This window comes from Vibrio rhizosphaerae, assembly GCF_024347095.1.
In the GTDB taxonomy this organism is placed as follows: Bacteria; Pseudomonadota; Gammaproteobacteria; order Enterobacterales; family Vibrionaceae; genus Vibrio; species Vibrio rhizosphaerae.
In genome coordinates this window covers 1,975,847-1,997,071 of the sequence record NZ_AP024903.1, presented here as the reverse complement: position 1 = coordinate 1,997,071, position 21,225 = coordinate 1,975,847, and the positions used below count along the sequence as shown (strand labels likewise).

The following is a 21,225-nucleotide window of genomic DNA, read 5'->3' as shown; positions in this document are numbered from 1 at the left end:
GCTAGGCTGGGGGTTCCGTAAAGCTTACAGCTATAAGTCAGTTATATAACCCCTTTCAATTTGATAAAAAAGTCTTGTGGTCTGGCAACTACAAGAGTTAATTAAGAATTGAAAGGGGGTCCCAATGGGGGACGAAAAGAGCTTAGCGCACACGCGCTGGAACTGTAAATACCACATAGTCTTTGCACCGAAATATAGAAGGCAAGTGTTCTACGGAGAAAAACGTAGAGCAATAGGTGAAATATTGAGGAAACTATGTGAATGGAAAAATGTGAACATTCTTGAAGCGGAATGTTGCGCGGATCATATCCACATGCTTTTAGAAATACCGCCCAAAATGAGTGTTTCAGGGTTTATGGGGTATTTGAAAGGTAAAAGTAGCCTAATGCTTTATGAACGATTCGGTGATTTGAAGTTTAAATATAGAAATCGAGAATTTTGGTGCCGAGGTTATTATGTAGATACGGTAGGTAAAAATACGAGCAAGATACAAAATTACATCAAGCAGCAACTAGAGCAGGATAAAATGGGAGAGCAATTGTCGATCCCGTATTCAGGTAGCCCGTTTACGGGCCGCAGGAAGTAGTCATATGCAAATGTCAGATCACTACGCGCCTGCTAGGGCGCTGCTAGTAGGAGAGCCTTATAGGCGCATATGAAAAACCACCGGCTATGCCGGTGGATACTTTTTTCGTAACGTTGATGAGCAAGGAGTTACCCCTATGTTGCACACACATCACCTAGTCTGGCCGATTGAAGATGATAAAGGTCAACCACTGAATCAGGTAAACATTCACACGATCACCGTCGGGCAACAGCGAGAACTGACCCGCCACCATCAACATGATGATAATCAATTGCTTTGGGAATGTATTTGTCTGAGTACCGGACTGACATCCTCTGAATTGAAGAAGCTGGTCACTCCGGATTTCAACTCGATTCGAGAACAAGTTCTGGAACTGATGCAATCCAATGCATCCACATTACTGGACGGTCAGTTTGACCTCAACGAACCGACATTACTGATCCCGATTCAGGGCGATGATGGTCAGGAAAAAACCGGCTATAAACTTCGCCCGCCGACGGTTGCAACCACAGAACTGATGGAGACTCATCAAGACGAGTGGGAGAGAACTCTCTTTATCAGTGCCAGCTGCTGTGGGTTTACCCATCAAGAGCTCGCCCGTTTGAGTCTGCCGGACTGGAATCAGCTTCAGGAGCGACTGATCGATTTTTTGCAACAACCGGCGGACTTCTTTCGCCAAGAGATGTTGAAGTCCTGACAGACGTGATCCCGCTGGCCTACCACGTATCCCCCAAGGAGATCATGGAGTGGCGTATTGATGATGCTTTGCGCCGTTACTACTTAGCTGCGGCAAAACTGGGGATAGAGAAGAGATAAGTCATGGCTGATTCGACAATAACGACTCAAGTGACGGTGATTCCCCGTCAGAAAACAATGGAAAACCTCGTCGATAAATTACCGTCGGCCGGGGATGTGAAGGCGGAGGTGGTGAGTGCTGTCACACCGATCTTGAAACCGCTCAAACAGGCAGTGACCTATGAACGTTCATTTGCTGATGTTAAAAAATCAGTTCACTTTGCCAGTGACCAGGAAGCCCGTCAATATCAGGATAAAATGCAGCATTTGGCTGGTCAGTTGGGGGTAAAACAGGCAGATGTTAACCAGATTGTCAGTGATGGAGCCCAATCCGGCATTGGAAAAGAACAGCTATTGTCATTTGCTGAATCTGTCTCAAAAGTCGCTGTTGTATGGAATGTATCGGCAAGAGAAGCAACTGAGACACTGGCCCGTTGGCGCACTTCGATGCAGCTCTCTCAGCAGCAAGCTGTCGGATTGGCGAATGCAACAAATGCCTTGAGTCATAGTATGGGGGTTAAGGCGAAATCGGTAGCTGCCGTTGTGTCTGAACAGGGAGATGCCGGCCTCAATGCCGGATTGAATGTTCAGCAAACAGCAGCATTATCCGCCAGCCTGCTGGCTGGTGGTGCCAGTGAAAAACAGGCCGGTGAAGCTATCCACAGTATTCTTGGGACACTCACCGCTGGAAAAACTGACAAAGTGCAACAGCAAGCCGCGATGAAGACGCTGGATATTGATCCTGCTGATTTGGCTCACCGAATGCAAACGGATGCTCAGGGAACATTGACTGATGTTTTCCAGCGTTTAAAAAATGTTTCGGCAGAAAAACGCCAAGGGGTTGTTTCTGACCTGTTTGGTGATAAATCCACAGCCGCGATTTTAAAGCTCGTCGATAATTTAGATCAGAATAATAAAGGTTTCATTGCCGCATCGAAGCTCACGGCTGAGAAGAGCAACTATTCGAATAGTATCGGCAGTGACTACAAGACGGTATCCAATACCTCTGCTTATAAGTTGGCGCAACTCAGTGCGCGTTTCGAACAGATAAGCACCACGCTGGGTGAAGGGTTATTACCGGTTGTGGAGAAAATGCTGCCACCGTTGCTCACTGTGGTCGATAGTATGAGTGCATTCGCCCAAACAAATCCTAAACTTGCCACGGGTTTACTGGCTGTGACAGCGGCTGCGATTCCGTTACTCAAAGTCGGATCGACGGTTGTTAATTTTTTCCGTGGGATGAAGGGCGGAGGTAAAGATCGTCTCAATTCGGAACGTAATGTGTTTGCCGGTGAATTGGACAGAACCCGGCAAGCCGCCCGGCGCGCTACGCGTCAGCTAGCCCGACTGAATCGGGAGTTGAATGCGCTTGGGTCGCAACAGGGCAGTGATTCCGGATATGGCGATGATCGTGAATCACGCCGCAAGCGTAACAAAAATCCTCGGAAGCGTTCACGGTTCCGGCGTCGTTTTGCCGGCAGCTTCCGTCGTAAATCTGCGCGGTTCGGTCAGTTGCTCACTCGCTTTCCCCGAGTTGTCGGAAATGTATTTAAGGGTGCCAAACTAAAGTCGGGCATCTCAAGTTTGATGCCCAAAGCCGGTGCTGTCGCTAAAGGCAATGGTATTGGTAAGAGATTATTCAGCGCCCGGACTGCCGGGAAGATGTTTAGTGGTGTGAAACTAAAGTCGGGTATTTCAAGTTTGATGCCTAAAGCCGGTGCTGTATTTAAAGGCCTTGGGAGGAAGTTATTCCGCCCTCTGGATATGGCTCTCAACGGGGTCGAACTGGTTTCTGCGATCGCCAAGGGCAATCCTAAAAAGATAGCAGGGAAGGCCGGTGATCTGCTCGGGGGAATGGGCGGTGCGGCTTCCGGTGCGATGGCCGGGGCTGCAATTGGCTCTGTGGTTCCCATTCTTGGTACGGCTGTCGGTGGTCTCATTGGTTCTGTCGTGGGCGGGTTAGGCGGCAGTGAAGTCGGGCGTTGGCTTGGCGATACGGTCGGTTCACTGTTTGGTTCGAGTGATGAGAGCAACGACAAACAGGATCCGTCCCAGCGAAATTCTTCGAAACCGAATTCTTCGAAGAAACATGCTTCGAAGCAAGATCCGCTCAAAAAACAGCGCGGTATTTCGCTGAAATCCCTCGGTGGAATCGCGATGAAAGGCGCATCCTTTTTATCTCTTGGCGGCATGTTGGGGGGGATGTTGAGTGATCAGGTCGTCTCTTGGTTTGGTGAAGATAAAACCGATAAAGCCGCCCCGGCAACGGTTGCTAAGCAGAGTAAACAGCTCGAAAAATCTACCCAACAACAAATTAACTTTGCCCCCGTTATTCATATCACGCCATCCGGTAATCCGACCTATGACCAAGGGGTTAGTCAGCAGCTGTTAGAGCGGATGAAAGCTGAGCTGAGCCCGATCCTGATGGGGAATAATGATGTTGCAACCCGGGCAGATGCCAGTCTTTTAGACAGGAGCAATACATGAGAAAAATGATGTCATTAGGTGGCTTTGTGTTCTCATTGAGTGAACAGACACCGTATGAAAGTTTGCAGCGCACCAGCGATGGGGGATGGGTTTCTGTCCCTCGTTATGGTCAGAAACCCATCAGTCAGAATATGGGGCAGAGTCTGGAGAAAATCAGCATCAATGGCACCTGGTTTCGTGGCGAAGGCATGAACAATATGAAGGCGCTGAGACAGTTACAGGCGCAGCGAAAACCTTTAGTGCTGTCAGACGGATACGGGCAGACCATGGGGCGGTGGGTCATCAAACAACTGCAAGAAAAACAAGATCGGATTATCGATGACGGGACTGCCTTTGTGGTGGGTTTCTCCATTGAATTAGAGGAATATGCAGAATGAGAACCGTGGTTAGTCGTGACGGAGATTTAGTGCCGCAATTATTATGGCTGTCACTGGGTCGGGATGATGATGAAGCGGAAGAGGCGCTTTATATGGTCAATCCCGGTCTGGCACTTTACGGGCCAGTGCTGCCGGCAGGTGTCGAAATCAAGTTGCCGATACTCCCCGAACCAGTGCCGACGAGGGTGATGAACATATGGGATTAGGAATCATGCCGCGGGTCCGAATCAGTGGGCCCGGGGAGCAAATTATCAATTCACGGCTGACCTCATGGGAACGGATTGATGTTTCTGCGGCTCAGTCGGATCAGATTACATTACATATTGATACGGCAGGACAGACCGGGCTCCCGAAAGAAGGTGCCGAATTGGTATTTTCTGAAGGGTATGATGATCGGCTCGTCCATAAGGGGAAGTATGTGATTACCCGTATTTCACCCAAACTGTTTCCTCCGACAGTCACGATTGTGGCGACCGCTGCACCGTTTCAGGCTCAAGACAACACCGGATTTAAAGAGCGCCATACGCGGACGTTTACTGAAATATCGCTGGCTGAGATTTTCCGTCAGCTGGTGACATCACATGGTTTTAGTCCGCGAGTGGCTTCTAAATTTGAAACGGTGTGGTTTAAACATATCGATCAGATGAACGAAACGGATAGCGCTTTCTTAGTCCGTCTGGCAAAGTGCCATGACGGAATTGCTAAACCGGTCGATGGATTGTATGTACTGGCTGAAAAAGGACAGATTAAAACTATCACGGGGCAAGATGTCCCGTCAGTGACGGTAGATGTCTCCGATAATAATGATCCCTCAGATTTCAGACGGTTTATCAATTGCCAGCTCGAACTCGCGAGCCGAAGAAATTTTTTGGGTGTCAAAGCGAAATGGATTGAGGGGTCTACCGGACTGGAATATGAAGTCACTTCCGGAGAAGCCCCTTTTTTGATGTTGCAACAGGTTTACGAAGCTTCATCTACAGCGCAACAGGCATGTCATGAAGAACTGCAGAAAATCAAGCGTGAAAAAGACAGCATCAGAATGGATTTGCCCGGCGACCCGTATTTGGTCGCAGAGGGCATTCTTGAACTCAACACATCGTTTCCCCCGGAAATGGTTGGCCGGTGGTCGATTGATCAAGTGACCGCTCGCGGTGATAGTTCCGGTGGTTATCGCTGTTCTGTGACAGCGACACGACCGGCAAGAAAGACTCAATGACGACGCTTTGATGATCATTGTTCGCTTGGTCGTTGATATTTCTGTGCGCTCGTCACATCTTCTGTCCGAAAAAACAGTAACATAGCTGAAACCTTAGATTCCGGTTAGACTTGAATGCATTGAGGTATGATGAAAATTTGCTGCTGTTGCTTGCTATAAGAGGATGAGAAATGTTGGATACCAGTCTGAGTGATGTGATTCAAAACCGAATTGACCAGAAAACGAAACCGCTTGGGGCTTTAGGTAAATTAGAGGCAGTGGCACATCAACTCGCATTGATTCAGAGTCAGGGACTGACTCAACCGGTTGCGCAAATCCGGATTCATCAGCCGACCGTGCTGGTGTTTGCCGGTGATCACGGTATTGCTGATGAAGGCGTAAGCATCGCGCCAAGTGCGGTAACACAGCAGATGGTGCTCAATTTTCTTGCCGGTGGTGCAGGGGTGAACTGTTTTTGCCGGGCCAATCAGGTTGAACTGAAAGTGATCGACGCAGGCATTTTAATTCCGGTTGAATCTGATTCGCCGCAATTGATTGTACAACGCCTTGGCGAGCGGACGGGAAACTTGGCAAAAGAACCCGCAATGACGGTGGCGCAGGTGGAACAAGGGATTGAGTTAGGGCGGAAAGTTGCCCTGGAGACAATTCACAATGGCTCGAACTTGATCATGTTCGGTGAAATGGGGATTGGGAACACCAGCAGTGCAGCGGCAATTTTGGCTGCATTGTCAGATAGTGATGTTGAATCTTGTGTCGGTCTGGGTACGGGGATTTCCCCGCAACAGTATCAGAAGAAAGTTGCCTTGGTGACGGCCGGTGTTCAAAGGGCAAAAGGGCAAGGTCCAAAAACAGTCCTTGCGGAAGTCGGCGGGTTCGAGATTGTCCAGATGGTTGGCGCTTTTTTAGCGGCCGCTGAGCAACAGGTCCCCATTCTCGTCGATGGCTTTATTGTCACTGTTGCGGCTCTGGTCGCGACGCAACTGCAACCCGAATGTCGGGAACTAATGATTTTTGCGCATCAATCACAAGAATCAGGGCATCAGCGCGCGTTGAAAATATTAGATGCCAATCCGCTGCTTGATCTTGATTTACGCTTGGGTGAGGGGACTGGCGCTGTGCTTGCTGTGTCGCTCGTTCGTGCCGCAGCTGAATTTTATAATACTATGGCTAGTTTTTCGGAAGCAGGCGTTGAGGTGACATGTTAAGTCGGGCCACATATCAAGCTGAACTGTTTCTCTTATCATTGAGCTTTTTCACTCGGATTCCGGTGCCTGCATCGGTGCCTTATTCGACTGAGCGAATGAATCAGTCCGGCCGCTATTTCTCATTGGTGGGTGTACTGCTCGGATTGATTTGCTATGGCGTTTATAGTCTCTGTGCGCTGGTGCTGCCTGAACACTTGAGTATTCTTCTGATGATGGTGTGTAGTTTGCTATTGACGGGGGCGTTTCATGAAGATGGTTTGACCGATATGGCAGATGGGATTGGCGGTGGGATGACGACAGAACGACGTCTGGCAATCATGAAAGATAGCCGGATTGGGACCTATGGTGCTTCGGCATTAATCATGGCGTTACTCTTGAAATATAGTGTGCTTTCTTCTCTGGCAATGCAGAGCTCTATGTTACAAGTTTTGTTGGTTGGGTATGGACTCAGCCGAGCTGTCGCGGCTTCTCTTATCTATGATATGCCGTACGTATCGGATACCCAGACCAGTAAAAGCAAGCCGTTAGCCAGTCGTCAGACAATCCGAGAGTTAGGAATCCTACTGTTTTTCGGTATAATTCCGTGTATCGGTTTGGATTTCTCTATCGTGTTGATCATTGGATGTGTCTGCTGCTTGTTACGATTTGCTTTAAAACGGTGGCTACTCTGCCGCATTGGTGGCTTTACCGGGGATTGCCTGGGGGGCGTTCAGCAGATCACGGAATTGACGATCTATCTGATTCTGGCTGCGACCCTGATGCCTCAGGGGACATTGCTTTGAATGACGATGTTTGTTGAATCGTTCAGTTTGTTGAATCACTATATCTGTTGAGTCATTAAGCTTGCTGAATCACTCAGCTTGCAAATCATAAAGTTCGCTGGTGTGTGATGGATAGGACGATCTTAGATCAACGGATGGTGAGTACCAGATACGCTGTAAAAAGCATTGGTGTCACATTGTGAATAATCACGCAATGCTTTTCTGCAACTTAATGATAAAATTGCGCTTTGTCGAATCACTGGGCACTGCGGTCGGTCAGGCCTTTACATTGCTGTTCTATCGGTTGAAGGAGTAACACATGAGCAATTCACTTTTTCGTCAATCATTTCTGATTGACAGTTTATATAGTGATGGTGCTCTTTTATCGAGTGAATATACAACAGACGATGGTGTGTTGTTAAAACTGCATGCCCCGGGGATTCTGGAAGTGATTCCACCGCAAATGGATGAGCAAACACAGCATATTGTTGTCTCATGTGCGATTCATGGTAAAGATGCTGGTCCGGTAGAATTAGTGAATCGGATTGTCTCTGACATCGACAGCGGGTTCCAGCCAATTCGGGAACATTGTCTGTTCATTATTGCCCATTTAGAAGCGCTCAAACACCATACGCGATTTTTCGATGAGAATCTGGAACGTTTATTTGATGATAAACCCAGAGAGTCTTCACAAGAGTTGGTGATCGCCGATAATTTGAAAGTGCTCCTCAAATCATTCTGGAAAGACACCCCCAGTGATCAACGCTGGCATTTTGATTTACATAGTACGTTAAACCCTTCCCGCTATCATTCGTTCGCGATTAGCCCAAAAGTTCGTCATCCTGTTCGACCGAAAGAACTCATTCACTTTGCTGAATTAGCCCACCTTGATGCATTAGTTTTAGCCAATGCTCCCTCCAGTTCTTTCAGCTGGTATACCGCAGATTGTTATTCCGCTCGCTCTTTGGCGATAGAACTGGGTCAATCATCCCGACTCGGACAAAGCCCGTTAGAGGGCTTTAATGCATTTGATATTACGCTCCGGGATTTGTGCGCCCGGGAAGTGAATGAACACCTGCCAAGGAAAATAAAATTTTATCGGGTAAGCCGGACCATTGTGCGACTCAATGAAGATTTTGATTTTATTTTTGCAGATGAGATTGAAAACTTTACCTCGTTTATGCACGGAGAAGTGTTTGGGCATGACGGGGATAAACCCTTGATGGCAAAAAATGAAGGGGAGGCGATCCTCTTCCCCGACAAACATGTTCAAATCGGTGAGCCAGCATTATTGATGGTTTGCCCGGTCACGGTGAGATATGAGTTGAATCAACTGGTTTATGATTAACCGTTATTGGTGATCTGAGGATGCCGGTTACCCACCTGCGCATATATTTCAAAGCAGAGGTCTGCCAGATAGGAATAATCATGGCATGACCTCTTTCTATTTTTGGGGTGAAACGTTAAGGTGAGCCCACCTGATCTGTCTAATTTGATAATTCATGAATTTTACTCAACTTCTTTTTGAAAAAAGGAAGCGTTGGTATCGTGCCATGATCACGATGAGTGCGCTGCTAGTAGTTTCTAGTGCTGTTTACGTTTTTGCCGGAGAAGTTTTCATTGCACCATGGCATGAAATGACAGGGTTTGAGCAGCAATTGATTGTGGAACTCCGTTTACCCCGGTTGCTTGCTGCGATGGTGATTGGTGCATGTCTGGCTGTCTCAGGGACCACCCTACAAGTGTTGCTGGGAAATGTTCTGGCTGAACCGGGAATTATTGGTGTCTCCGGCGGCGCAAGTGTAGCAATGGTGGTTATTCTGTTTTTCTTCCCGTTTGCTGCTACGCCACTGGTTTTTATGTTTGGTGCCATTGTCGGTGCTATGATTTTCACCATTATTTTGGTCGGAATCGCTCGCAGTATGAAATTGACGACAATTCGGCTATTGCTGGTCGGTGTCGCGCTGGGGATTCTGGCTCGCTCGGTAGTGACCTGGGCGTTTTACTTCAGTACCGATTTGAGTCTGAGACAATTGATGTACTGGTTGATGGGGAGCATTGGTGGTATTGATTGGTCTTACCATTTACTTTCATTGTTGATATTACCCGTTTTAATATGGCTGATTGGACAGGGACGGGTATTGGATCGGTTGATGATGGGGGAGATACACGCAAAACAGCTCGGGATTGATGTACATCGTGTGCGCTGGAAGCTGGTTGTTGCTGTAGCAGTGCTGGTGGGGGCATCGGTGGCTTTAGGCGGGATTATCGGCTTTGTCGGACTGGTTGTTCCTCATTTGCTGCGCTTGGCCTTCGGGACTGAGAACCGTTATCTGTTACCACTTTCAGCCGTTGCTGGGGCATTGCTGCTGGTTTTTGCGGATTTAATTTCCCGGACGGCGCTTGATGCCGCTGAATTGCCTTTAGGTGTTGTCACAACAACGCTTGGTGCGCCAGTATTTATATGGATGTTATTGAAAAATCATGATTCACGTTAAAGATCTTTGTGTCGGTACGCGCTTGCTCCCTTTGAGCTTTGATTGTGCTCAAGGTGAATTGATCCATATTACCGGCCCGAATGGCAGCGGTAAAAGTACATTGTTGGCTGCGTTGGCTGGCTTGATCGCTCATCAAGGTCGTGTACGATTTGGGGAGGACGATTTGACGTGCCTTACTTTACCGGAACTGGCTAAAATCCGAGCCTATTTGCCGCAACAGGAACGTCCGGCTTTTGCCATCGATGTCTGCCAGTATCTGGCGCTCTCGGTGCCATCTTTCTTATCGGTTACGCTCGAACAGTCAGCTGAAATCATTGAATTATTGGTTCGACGCTTAAATTTGCAGGATAAATTACACCGGTCGATCCACCAAATTTCCGGGGGAGAGTGGCAACGTGTCAGGTTGGCTGGTAGCTGTTTGCAAGTATGGCCGACACTGAATCCCCATGCCCGGTTTATGATTTTGGATGAACCAGCCGCTGCACTGGATGTCGGGCAGGAGTATATGCTGTATGAATTATTACAAGACATTAACCGAATGGGACTGACGGTCATTATGGCGAACCATGACTTGAATCGAACACTTCGCTATGCCGACAAAACGTTATTACTCAATCGAGGGGTTATGCAACAGTGGGGAGACACGCGAGCTGTGCTGACACCTGAACATGTCGCAGAGGCCTTCCAGACGAAAGTTCAGTCTGTGGATATTCAAGGGAAATCGTATCTACTTTTTGATTAGTTGTTGTGCATGAATAGTTGTTGTGCATGAATAGTTTTGGTGCATCAAGCACAATGCTAGAGCAACCGGGCCGGAAACAGAATGAGTCATATTTTGAAGTGATTTAAATTATCTATATAAAAATCAGACAGTTAATTTATTTTAAAAAGTTGGCACACAAATCGCATTAATACAATTGATACATTCTCGTTCTTGTTAGGCTTTTTATAGTCTCCTTGGCCACTTTGCTCCACAAAGTGGCCACTTTTTTATGCTATTGAGTCAGCTTGGTCAGATCAGCTGGACGATAATAGACTGATTTCAGAACTTTTCCCTGACGAATCGTTTTTTCTGCACTGACAAAATCTTCCGCACATTTGGCAATGATATAGTCTCCTTTAATGACCGGAGATAGTTTGATGCCTTGCTTCGCATAAAATGATTCCGTCTCATCGTATTCGGTTTGGTTACGGCAGACCTTACTCATATTTGAACTATGGACCTCATCCCAGCACGGAATGAAATCGATGTTGCGATGAGCCGCAACATTTAACAGCAAATCAATCAGATAACTGATACCCGGATTATGGGCGGGAGTCTCATCACCAAGGTGCACCAGACGTCCCATCAGAACGTAAACGGTATCTACAATCGCATCAGCCTGTTCAACTTTATCCTGAGCTTCCGCAAGTTCAGTCAGCTCTTCAATTGCCAGTGATGTATGGAGCGTATCTGCGTCTTTGTCGAGACTACTTGGTTGGTTGACGGGAAGGTCGAAAGTACGACGGAATTCAACGATATCGTTATATAAATGTGTGAACACAGCTGGTGTTAACTTAGATAAATACATGGGTGTCATCTCAAAGCTATTGTATTTCATGCAAAAAATCAGGCTGAACTATCCGTTGTGATAGTTTCAGCCCAAGAAAGATCATCAGCGAAGAGTAACATCCCAGACCGAAAAGTGGTACATCTCATCTTTATCAATCGTCTGTGTGGTTGAATGATAACGTCTCTGCCATAGCAGAGCTTTTCTGTTGGGAGGTTTTGTCGGAATAGATGACTAATAAGTATGTCGGTTGGGCGGAAGTGTAGAGAAAATCGTCCATTTTTTCTCGACATCCCCCTTATAACCTACAACTGTCGCAGAAACCCGGCGATTTTTGGCATCACTGATTTGATCTTCACCTGTCGCTTCAGGATGAGACTCACCAAATCCGACAATCCTGATTCTGTTTGCCGGGACACCTTCCGCTATCAGCCGAGCCTTCACGCTGTCCGCTCGCTGTTTGGATAATGCTTGGTTATATTGCGCTTCACCACTAGGACTGGCATAGCCTCTGAGCTCGATTGACGTTTCAGGATACTTTGCTAAAAAAAGTGCCATCTGTTTAATCTGTAGAGTAAAGATGGAATTAATATGACTTGAGTCGTTCTCAAATAAAATTCGTAGTTGCCGTTGGGTTTTACTTCGGTAATACGTTTCACAACCATCGTTATCTATTTTGGCGTTTTTCGGGGTGTTAGGACATAAATCCCGTGCATTGATGACACCATCATGATCTGAATCTGCCAGGTCAAAAGCTTGCACAACGGTTGGGGTAGGAATGTAATCATATTCATCCTGACTTTGGTCAGCAATATTCGCTGACCAAACCGGCAATGAGACTAATAAGAGCAAATAATTGAATTTCATCTTAATCACCTGAGTGGGCCACCCATTCTTGTGGGAGCGTAACTTTCAGACTATCAAGCAAATTACCTACGGCATTCATGACACGGTATTGTGCATACGCTTCAGTATATTTTGCCTCAAGATATTCCTTCCGGGCCTCAAAGAGCTCATTTTCACTATTCAGCAAATCAAGCAATGTACGTTGACCGATCTGATATTGTTTTTCATATGCAATTACTGTTTTTGATACGGAATCAACCAAATCTGCAAGAAAAGTTCGTCTTTGGCTTGAAAAATCAAGTGCTTGCCAAGACAACTCAAGCCCGCCTAAAACTTCCCGGTATGATTTTTCCCGTAAATCTTTTGCTTTATTTAACGCATAAGCTGCACTTTTTTCATTGGCTAGGTCAGAACCGCCATTGTAGAGATTATAATGCATTCGTATCATTGCCGTTGTTTCTGTACTCGTTCCGATATATCCCGCAGCATCATTTCGGATACTATGATTCGCCTGCAAAGAGATACTCGGATAATACGGCGACTGATTTTGCTTATACTGGTAACGGGCTGCAGCAATATTTTGCTGGGTTACTTGCATAATTGGGTGTGATTTCAATGCTTGAGTTTTTGCATCCTGAAAGCTGTGAGGAATTTGTTCCTGATTGGCCTGAGGAAACGTCAGCTCAACCGGTTGTTCTCCAACTGTTTCTTTGAATTTTGAATGGGTTTCAAAGAGATTATTTTGGGCGGCCAGCAAATTGGCTTCGGCTTTTGCAACACGGGCTTCAACTTGAGTCACATCGGCGGTAGAGCCTAACCCTGACTCAGTTCTGCGCTTAATATCCCGATAAATTTTCTTATGTATCTGTAGATTTGCTTCAGATAACGTTAAGACATCGCTCGCTTTTTCTGCATCCAGATACAGTTTTGTCACTTCCAAAGCTTTATCCGACGCATCAGCGAGTAATTGATAGCGACTGGCCTCTGCTTCTGCCGTTGTTCTCCCCATATCATTGAGCGTTGAAGAACCATCCCAAATCAATTGAGTCAAGGATATGGTCACCTCTTTTCTTGTTAAATCAGTATTTTCTTTGGCATTTGCAGCGGCAGGTTCGATCCCTTCGTACCCAATCCCTGCATCTAAATCCACTTTAGGCAGGTAAGCGCCCTCAGAGGCTCTGGAATTTTGTAATTTACTCTGATACTGATTAAATGAACTTTCTAGTTCTGGGTTTGTTGCCAATGTAATAGAGACTGCTTGTTCAAGTGATTGTGCGAGAACATTACCACTGATAAAAACAGCAAGAAATACCACAAATTTGAGTAGGAATGTTTTCAAGAAGCCTCTCCTATTTAGACCAATTGCACTAAATATACAAAATATCGCCTGAAGCGTTTAGCCTACGCAAAAAATTGATCTCATTTATGAGAATTACACTAATAATTATAGCACTATCTAATTTTCTAGAGATGTATAAATAATAGTCACTGACATGAATATATGAAAATACAAGTGTATAACTTTTTTAATTTTTTTCAGGCGTTTAAAAGCGACTGTTTTAAATTATCCTGCGGCTAGCTTTCATAAGGAAGCCAGATAATTATTGTGAAAGCGCCCTTTTTGCAATGTGACTTGTGCCACGAATATGGTGTTGGACTTCTGTATGATATACAATTAAAAAGTATGCGCAATACAGGGATTGTCAGGTGTATCGATTAAGAACTGATAAATATGCGTTGTGTTTAGTATTATACCATTGATCTATACGTGATTTAGAGGCGCCACTTATGAGGTTTGAGTCAAAGATTTCTCTACCTGATGTAGCAAAAGACCAAGTGATTATCATTGATCAGAATGGCAATGTGATAACGATCAAGCCCGGAGAAATCATCCCGCCAGGGGTAGTTATTCTAGAGGGTGGAAATTTTCTAAACCATGATGAATATACAGCGCTTAACGCAAAGGTGGTTACACCGAATGGCGATAAAGTTGATATTACGGATGATGTCAACCAACTGCTTGCAGCAATCGAGCAAGGTGATGACCCGACACAATTAGGTGAAGAATTTGCGCCGGCTGCCGGTGGTTCTATTGGCTCAAGTTTGTCAACAAGTGCTACGGTTGAAGCGATTAATGATGAACTGATTGCACAAACTGACTTTAGCACACAGGGCCTTTATCGGTTTTCCAGCCTATCGTTATCAAACACACAAGGTCTGGCCCTGCTTGATGTTTTCAATACATTATCATCTGCTGCGCCAGTATCTCAATCTACTAGTACCGTAGATTCAGCATCCATCGTATCTGGCACATTCACTGGGGATGTCACGGAAGGTAATATCGGTGATGTTGTTCAGGCGAGTGGCTCTTTAACTATCAGTGATGCCGATCCAAACGATAACCCTGTATTTGCAGATACGACCATCAATAGTACGTATGGTAGTCTGAGTCTTGTCAATGGACAGTGGACATATACGCTGGATCAAAGTCGAGTTCAAGACTTGGGCGAAGGGCAACGAGTCAGTGATACCATCACGATGACGGCCAGTGACGGCACCACGCAGAACATTGTCATTAATATTGTCGGTACCAACGATGCGCCGGTGGCACAGGCCGCCACGGCGGCGGTAACCGAAGATGCAACCATTACTGGTAGTATCACCGCCACCGATGTGGATTTACCGGCCGGACAGTCGCTGGTGTTTACCACCGACTCGACCGTCCCGGGTTTGACTTTAAACCCAGATGGCTCCTACCGTTTTGATGCGTCCAGCTATGACCACTTGTCGGAAGGCGAGACGCAAGTGATCGAAATCCCCGTGACTGTGCTTGATGAGCGGGGCGCGACGGATACCACGACACTAACGATTACCATCACCGGTACCAACGATGCGCCGGTGGCACAGGCCGCCACGGCGGCGGTAACCGAAGATGCAACCATTACTGGTAGTATCACCGCCACCGATGTGGATTTACCGGCCGGACAGTCGCTGGTGTTTACCACCGACTCGACCGTCCCGGGTTTGACTTTAAACCCAGATGGCTCCTACCGTTTTGATGCGTCCAGCTATGACCACTTGTCGGAAGGCGAGACGCAAGTGATCGAAATCCCCGTGACTGTGCTTGATGAGCGGGGCGCGACGGATACCACGACACTAACGATTACCATCACCGGTACCAACGATGCGCCGGTGGCACAGGCCGCTACGGCGGCGGTAACCGAAGATGCAACGATTACCGGTAATATCACTGCCACTGATGTCGATCTACCAGCGGGACAGTCGCTGGTGTTTACTACCGACTCGACCGTCTCCGGGTTGACTTTAAACCCAGATGGCTCCTACCGTTTTGATGCGTCCAGCTATGACCACTTGTCGGAAGGCGAGACGCAAGTGATCGAAATCCCCGTGACTGTGCTTGATGAGCGGGGCGCAACTGATACCACGACATTAACGATTACCATCACCGGTACCAACGATGCGCCGGTGGCACAGGCCGCCACGGCGGCGGTAACCGAAGATGCAACGATTACCGGCAGTATCACTGCCACTGATGTCGATTTACCAGCCGGACAATCGCTGGTGTTTACCACCGACTCGACCGTCTCCGGGTTGACTTTAAACCCAGACGGCTCCTACCGTTTTGATGCGTCCAGCTATGACCACTTGTCGGAAGGCGAGACGCAAGTGATCGAAATCCCCGTGACTGTGCTTGATGAGCGGGGCGCGACGGATACCACGACATTAACGATTACCATCACCGGTACCAACGATGCGCCGGTGGCACAGGCCGCTACGGCGGCGGTAACCGAAGATGCAACCATTACCGGTAGTATCACCGCCACCGATGTGGATTTACCGGCCGGACAGTCGCTGGTGTTTACCACCGACTCGACCGTCTCCGGGTTGACTTTAAACCCAGACGGCTCCTACCGTTTTGATGCGTCCAGCTATGACCATTTGTCGGAAGGCGAGACGCAAGTGATCGAAATCCCCGTGACTGTGCTTGATGAGCGCGGCGCGACGGATACCACGACATTAACGATTACCATCACCGGTACCAACGATGCGCCGGTGGCACAGGCCGCCACGGCGGCGGTAACCGAAGATGCAACGATTACCGGCAGTATCACTGCCACTGATGTCGATTTACCAGCCGGACAATCGCTGGTGTTTACCACCGACTCGACCGTCTCCGGGTTGACTTTAAACCCAGACGGCTCCTACCGTTTTGATGCGTCCAGCTATGACCACTTGTCGGAAGGCGAGACGCAAGTGATCGAAATCCCCGTGACTGTGCTTGATGAGCGGGGCGCAACTGATACCACGACATTAACGATTACCATCACCGGTACCAACGATGCGCCGGTGGCACAGGCCGCTACGGCGGCGGTAACCGAAGATGCAACCATTACCGGCAGTATCACTGCCACTGACGTCGATCTACCAGCGGGACAGTCGCTGGTGTTTACCACCGACTCGACCGTCTCCGGGTTGACTTTAAACCCAGATGGCTCCTACCGTTTTGATGCGTCCAGCTATGACCACTTGTCGGAAGGCGAGACGCAAGTGATCGAAATCCCCGTGACTGTGCTTGATGAGCGGGGCGCGACGGATACCACGACATTAACGATTACCATCACCGGTACCAACGATGCGCCGGTGGCACAGGCCGCCACGGCGGCGGTAACCGAAGATGCAACCATTACCGGCAGTATCACTGCCACTGATGTCGATCTACCAGCGGGACAGTCGCTGGTGTTTACCACAGCATCTAATGTTCCCGGTCTGACTTTAAACGCCGACGGGACTTACCGTTTTGATGCGTCAGGGTATGACGCGCTGAGCGCCGGTGAGAAACAGATCATCGAAGTGCCGGTTACCGTGACTGATGATCGCGGCGCGACCGATACCACCACTTTAACCATTACCGTGATTGGTACCAATGACGCGCCGGTGGCGCAGGCTGCGGTGGCTTTAGTTGCCGAGGATGCGACCATTACCGGCAGTATCACCGCCACCGATGTGGATTTACCGGCCGGTCAGTCGCTGGTGTTTACCACAGCATCTAATGTTCCCGGTCTGACTTTAAACGCCGACGGGACTTACCGTTTTGATGCGTCAGGGTATGACGCGCTGAGCGCCGGTGAGAAACAGATCATCGAAGTGCCGGTTACCGTGACTGATGATCGCGGCGCGACCGATACCACCACTTTAACCATTACCGTGATTGGTACCAATGACGCGCCGGTGGCGCAGGCTGCGGTGGCTTTAGTTGCCGAGGATGCGACCATTACCGGCAGTATTACCGCCACCGATGTGGATTTACCGGCCGGACAGTCGCTGGTGTTTACCACCGACTCGACTGTCCCGGGTCTGACTTTAAACGCTGACGGGACTTACCGTTTTGATGCGTCGGGGTATGACGCGCTGAGCGCCGGTGAGAAACAGGTCATCGAAGTGCCGGTTACCGTCACCGATGATCGCGGCGCAACCGATAGCACCACGCTGACGATTACCGTGATTGGTACCAATGACGCGCCGGTGGCGCAGGCTGCCGTAGCTTTAGTTGCCGAGGATGCGACCATTACCGGCAGTATCACCGCCACCGATGTGGATTTACCGGCCGGTCAGTCGCTGGTGTTTACCACAGAATCTAATGTTCCCGGTCTGACTTTAAACGCCGACGGGACTTACCGTTTTGATGCGTCAGGATATGACGCACTGAGCGCCGGTGAAAAACAGATCATCGAAGTGCCGGTTACCGTCACCGATGATCGCGGCGCAACCGATAGCACCACGCTGACGATTACCGTGGTTGGTACCAATGACGCGCCGGTGGCGCAGGCTGCGGTGGCTTTAGTTGCCGAAGATGCAACCATTACCGGCAGTATCACCGCCACCGATGTCGATTTACCGGCCGGTCAGTCGCTGGTGTTTACCACCGACTCGACTGTCCCGGGTCTGACTTTAAACGCCGACGGGACTTACCGTTTTGATGCGTCGGGGTATGACGCACTGAGCGCTGGTGAGAAACAGGTCATCGAAGTGCCGGTCACGGTGACCGATGATCGCGGCGCAACCGATAGCACCACGCTGACGATTACCGTGGTTGGTACCAATGACGCGCCGGTGGCGCAGGCCGCCGTAGCTTTAGTTGCCGAAGATGCGACCATTACCGGCAGTATTACCGCCACCGATGTGGATTTACCGGCCGGTCAGTCGCTGGTGTTTACCACAGAATCTAATGTTCCCGGTCTGACTTTAAACGCCGACGGGACTTACCGTTTTGATGCGTCGGGGTATGACGCGCTGAGCGTCGGTGAAAAACAGGTGATTGAAGTGCCGGTCACCGTCACCGATGATCGCGGCGCAACCGATACCACCACTTTAACCATTACCGTGGTTGGTACCAATGACGCGCCGGTGGCGCAGGCTGCGGTGGCTTTAGTTGCCGAAGATGCGACCATTACCGGCAGTATCACCGCCACCGATGTCGATTTACCGGCCGGTCAGTCGCTGGTGTTTACCACAGCATCTAATGTTCCCGGTCTGACTTTAAACGCCGACGGGACTTACCGTTTTGATGCGTCAGGATATGACGCACTGAGCGCTGGTGAAAAACAGATCATCGAAGTGCCGGTTACCGTGACTGATGATCGCGGCGCGACCGATACCACCACTTTAACCATTACCGTGATTGGTACCAATGACGCACCGGTGGCGCAGGCCGCCGTAGCTTTAGTTGCCGAAGATGCAACCATTACCGGCAGTATCACCGCGACCGATGTGGATTTACCGGCCGGTCAGTCGCTGGTGTTTACCACAGCATCTAATGTTCCCGGTCTGACTTTAAACGCCGACGGGACTTACCGTTTTGATGCGTCAGGATATGACGCACTGAGCGCCGGTGAAAAACAGATCATCGAAGTGCCGGTTACCGTGACTGATGATCGCGGCGCAACCGATAGCACCACGCTGACGATTACCGTGGTTGGCACCAATGACGCGCCGGTGGCGCAGGCCGCCGTAGCTTTAGTTGCCGAGGATGCGACCATTACCGGCAGTATCACCGCCACCGATGTGGATTTACCGGCCGGTCAGTCGCTGGTGTTTACCACAGAATCTAATGTTCCCGGTCTGACTTTAAACGCCGACGGGACTTACCGTTTTGATGCGTCAGGGTATGACGCGCTGAGCGCCGGTGAGAAACAGATCATCGAAGTGCCGGTTACCGTGACTGATGATCGCGGCGCGACCGATACCACCACTTTAACCATTACCGTGATTGGTACCAATGACGCGCCGGTGGCGCAGGCTGCGGTGGCTTTAGTTGCCGAGGATGCGACCATTACCGGCAGTATCACCGCCACCGATGTGGATTTACCGGCCGGTCAGTCGCTGGTGTTTACCACAGAATCTAATGTTCCCGGTCTGACTTTAAACGCCGACGGGACTTACCGTTTTGATGCGTCAGGGTATGACGCGCTGAGCGCCGGTGAGAAACAGATCATCGAAGTGCCGGTTACCGTGACTGATGATCGCGGCGCAACCGATAGCACCACGCTGACGATTACCGTGGTTGGTACCAATGACGCGCCGGTGGCGCAGGCCGCCGTAGCTTTAGTTGCCGAGGATGCGACCATTACCGGCAGTATCACCGCGACCGATGTGGATTTACCGGCCGGTCAGTCGCTGGTGTTTACCACAGCATCTAATGTTCCCGGTCTGACTTTAAACGCCGACGGGACTTACCGTTTTGATGCGTCAGGATATGACGCACTGAGCGCCGGTGAAAAACAGATCATCGAAGTGCCGGTCACGGTGACCGATGATCGCGGCGCAACCGATAGCACCACGCTGACGATTACCGTGGTTGGTACCAATGACGCACCGGTGGCGCAGGCAGCCACGGCGGCAGTAACGCAGGATCAAACGATTACCGGGAGTATCACTGCCACTGATGTGGACTTACCGGCGGATAAAACGTTAACGTTCAGTACCGAGTCGACAGTGACCGGACTGACACTCAATGCCGACGGAACTTACAGCTTTGATGCCTCTGGATATGATGCATTAGGCGAAGGGGAAACGCAGGTGATTAAAGTCCCTGTGACGGTCACCGATGATCTGGGAGCCAGCGGTACGACCACGCTGACCATTACCGTGACTGGGACCGATGATGCGCCGGTGGTGAGCGGCACCTTCACCGGGGCGGTAACCGAAGGGGATGTCGGGGATGTGACGCAGGTCAGCGGCACGATTGCTATTCGTGATGTCGATAGCAATGACAATCCGGAGTTTGCCGATACCACGGCCACCGGGGCATACGGCAGCCTGACACTGGTTGACGGCCAGTGGACCTATACCTTAGATCAAAGCAAAGTTCAGTCGCTGGCACAAAACGAGCAGGTCAAAGACACCATTACCCTGACCGCGAGCGACGGCACCACGCAAGATATTGTGATTGATATTACCGGCACGGATGATGCGCCGGTGGTGAGCGGTACCCTGACCGGCGCGGTAACTGAAGGGGATGTCGGGGATGTGACGCAGGTCAGCGGCACGATCGCTATTCGTGATGTCGATAGTAATGACAATCCGGTGTTTGCCAATACCACGGTCACCGGGACTTACGGCAGCCTGACGCTGGTTGACGGCCAGTGGACTTACACCTTAGATCAAAGCAAAGTTCAGTCGCTGAACGCAGACGAGCAGGTCAAAGATACCATTACCCTGACCGCCAGTGACGGGACCACGCAAGCGATTGTCATCGATATCACCGGCACGGATGATGCGCCGGTGGTGAGCGGTACCCTGACCGGTGCGGTAACTGAAGGCGATGTCGGGGATGTGACGCGCAGTCAGCGGCACGATTGCCATCCGTGATGTCGATAGCAATGA

At 49.4% G+C, this 21,225-nt stretch carries 15 protein-coding genes; 12 read left to right on the top strand and 3 right to left on the bottom strand.

Annotated elements, in window-relative coordinates:
- Window positions 1-124 precede the first annotated feature (124 nt).
- From tnpA to btuD, 11 genes are all read left to right on the top strand, one after another.
- A complete protein-coding gene (gene tnpA / locus OCV37_RS08450; RefSeq protein ID WP_261855926.1) occupies window positions 125-586 on the top strand; it encodes an IS200/IS605 family transposase in 462 nt (153 codons plus the stop codon).
- A 136-nt stretch (window positions 587-722) separates the two neighbouring features.
- Window positions 723-1,283 (top strand): phage tail assembly protein, encoded by a 561-nt coding sequence (locus tag OCV37_RS08445; RefSeq protein WP_038181563.1) that lies wholly within the window; start codon window positions 723-725, stop codon window positions 1,281-1,283.
- A gap of 122 nt (window positions 1,284-1,405) precedes the next feature.
- A complete protein-coding gene (locus OCV37_RS08440; protein WP_038181566.1) occupies window positions 1,406-3,868 on the top strand; it encodes a phage tail tape measure protein in 2,463 nt (820 codons plus the stop codon).
- The gene (locus tag OCV37_RS08435; protein WP_038181569.1) at window positions 3,865-4,245 is read left to right on the top strand and encodes a phage tail protein; all 381 of its coding nucleotides are present in this window, start codon (window positions 3,865-3,867) and stop codon (window positions 4,243-4,245) included. The genes OCV37_RS08440 and OCV37_RS08435 overlap by 4 nt, the downstream gene beginning before the upstream one ends.
- Window positions 4,242-4,451 carry a tail protein X gene (locus OCV37_RS08430; protein ID WP_038181572.1) on the top strand — a complete coding sequence of 70 codons (210 nt, stop codon included), beginning with the start codon at window positions 4,242-4,244 and terminating at the stop codon, window positions 4,449-4,451. The genes OCV37_RS08435 and OCV37_RS08430 overlap by 4 nt, the downstream gene beginning before the upstream one ends.
- Window positions 4,442-5,461 carry a phage-like tail protein gene (locus OCV37_RS08425; protein ID WP_038181574.1) on the top strand — a complete coding sequence of 340 codons (1,020 nt, stop codon included), beginning with the start codon at window positions 4,442-4,444 and terminating at the stop codon, window positions 5,459-5,461. Before OCV37_RS08430 ends, OCV37_RS08425 begins: the two co-directional genes overlap by 10 nt.
- A 170-nt stretch (window positions 5,462-5,631) precedes the next feature.
- Window positions 5,632-6,666: a nicotinate-nucleotide--dimethylbenzimidazole phosphoribosyltransferase gene (gene cobT, locus OCV37_RS08420; protein WP_038181577.1), complete on the top strand. Its 1,035-nt coding sequence runs from the start codon at window positions 5,632-5,634 to the stop codon at window positions 6,664-6,666.
- A complete protein-coding gene (locus OCV37_RS08415) occupies window positions 6,660-7,448 on the top strand; it encodes an adenosylcobinamide-GDP ribazoletransferase (RefSeq protein ID WP_038181579.1) in 789 nt (262 codons plus the stop codon). Before cobT ends, OCV37_RS08415 begins: the two co-directional genes overlap by 7 nt.
- A 298-nt stretch (window positions 7,449-7,746) precedes the next feature.
- Window positions 7,747-8,775 (top strand): succinylglutamate desuccinylase, encoded by a 1,029-nt coding sequence (locus OCV37_RS08410; protein WP_038181581.1) that lies wholly within the window; start codon window positions 7,747-7,749, stop codon window positions 8,773-8,775.
- Window positions 8,776-8,929: 154 nt separating this feature from the next.
- A complete protein-coding gene (btuC, locus tag OCV37_RS08405; protein WP_038181583.1) occupies window positions 8,930-9,925 on the top strand; it encodes a vitamin B12 ABC transporter permease BtuC in 996 nt (331 codons plus the stop codon).
- A complete protein-coding gene (gene btuD / locus OCV37_RS08400; protein WP_038181587.1) occupies window positions 9,912-10,667 on the top strand; it encodes a vitamin B12 ABC transporter ATP-binding protein BtuD in 756 nt (251 codons plus the stop codon). Before btuC ends, btuD begins: the two co-directional genes overlap by 14 nt.
- Before the next feature lie 253 nt (window positions 10,668-10,920).
- On the opposite strand, the gene OCV37_RS08395 is transcribed toward btuD, so the two are convergent.
- From OCV37_RS08395 to OCV37_RS08385, 3 genes are all read right to left on the bottom strand, one after another.
- Window positions 10,921-11,496 carry a nucleoside triphosphate pyrophosphohydrolase family protein gene (locus tag OCV37_RS08395; protein WP_038181588.1) on the bottom strand — a complete coding sequence of 192 codons (576 nt, stop codon included), beginning with the start codon at window positions 11,494-11,496 and terminating at the stop codon, window positions 10,921-10,923.
- 213 nt (window positions 11,497-11,709) lie between these two features.
- Window positions 11,710-12,342, bottom strand: a complete 633-nt coding sequence (locus tag OCV37_RS08390; RefSeq protein ID WP_038181591.1) for an OmpA family protein — start codon at window positions 12,340-12,342, stop codon at window positions 11,710-11,712.
- 1 nt (window position 12,343) lies between these two features.
- Entirely contained in the window at window positions 12,344-13,660 is a 1,317-nt protein-coding gene (locus OCV37_RS08385; protein ID WP_038181595.1) for a TolC family outer membrane protein, read from the bottom strand.
- Between the two features lie 449 nt (window positions 13,661-14,109).
- On the opposite strand from OCV37_RS08385, the gene OCV37_RS08380 reads away from it, so the two are divergent.
- Window positions 14,110-21,210, top strand: coding sequence for a VCBS domain-containing protein (locus tag OCV37_RS08380; RefSeq protein ID WP_261888070.1), 7,101 nt, complete (start codon window positions 14,110-14,112; stop codon window positions 21,208-21,210).
- The last annotated feature ends 15 nt before the right edge of the window (window positions 21,211-21,225 follow it).

Bases quoted from the DNA above. Each gene is read 5' to 3' on its own strand.
- OCV37_RS08430 (WP_038181572.1), top strand. From the start codon at position 4,242: ATGAGAACCGTGGTTAGTCGTGACGGAGATTTAGTGCCGCAATTATTA.
- OCV37_RS08425 (WP_038181574.1), top strand. From the start codon at position 4,442: ATGGGATTAGGAATCATGCCGCGGGTCCGAATCAGTGGGCCCGGGGAG.
- OCV37_RS08410 (WP_038181581.1), top strand. From the start codon at position 7,747: ATGAGCAATTCACTTTTTCGTCAATCATTTCTGATTGACAGTTTATAT.
- OCV37_RS08445 (WP_038181563.1), top strand. From the start codon at position 723: ATGTTGCACACACATCACCTAGTCTGGCCGATTGAAGATGATAAAGGT.
- btuD (WP_038181587.1), top strand. From the start codon at position 9,912: ATGATTCACGTTAAAGATCTTTGTGTCGGTACGCGCTTGCTCCCTTTG.
- OCV37_RS08395 (WP_038181588.1), bottom strand. From the start codon at position 11,496: ATGTATTTATCTAAGTTAACACCAGCTGTGTTCACACATTTATATAAC.
- cobT (WP_038181577.1), top strand. From the start codon at position 5,632: ATGTTGGATACCAGTCTGAGTGATGTGATTCAAAACCGAATTGACCAG.
- OCV37_RS08435 (WP_038181569.1), top strand. From the start codon at position 3,865: ATGAGAAAAATGATGTCATTAGGTGGCTTTGTGTTCTCATTGAGTGAA.
- btuC (WP_038181583.1), top strand. From the start codon at position 8,930: ATGAATTTTACTCAACTTCTTTTTGAAAAAAGGAAGCGTTGGTATCGT.
- OCV37_RS08440 (WP_038181566.1), top strand. From the start codon at position 1,406: ATGGCTGATTCGACAATAACGACTCAAGTGACGGTGATTCCCCGTCAG.
- OCV37_RS08390 (WP_038181591.1), bottom strand. From the start codon at position 12,342: ATGAAATTCAATTATTTGCTCTTATTAGTCTCATTGCCGGTTTGGTCA.
- OCV37_RS08415 (WP_038181579.1), top strand. From the start codon at position 6,660: ATGTTAAGTCGGGCCACATATCAAGCTGAACTGTTTCTCTTATCATTG.
- tnpA (WP_261855926.1), top strand. From the start codon at position 125: ATGGGGGACGAAAAGAGCTTAGCGCACACGCGCTGGAACTGTAAATAC.
- OCV37_RS08380 (WP_261888070.1), top strand. From the start codon at position 14,110: ATGAGGTTTGAGTCAAAGATTTCTCTACCTGATGTAGCAAAAGACCAA.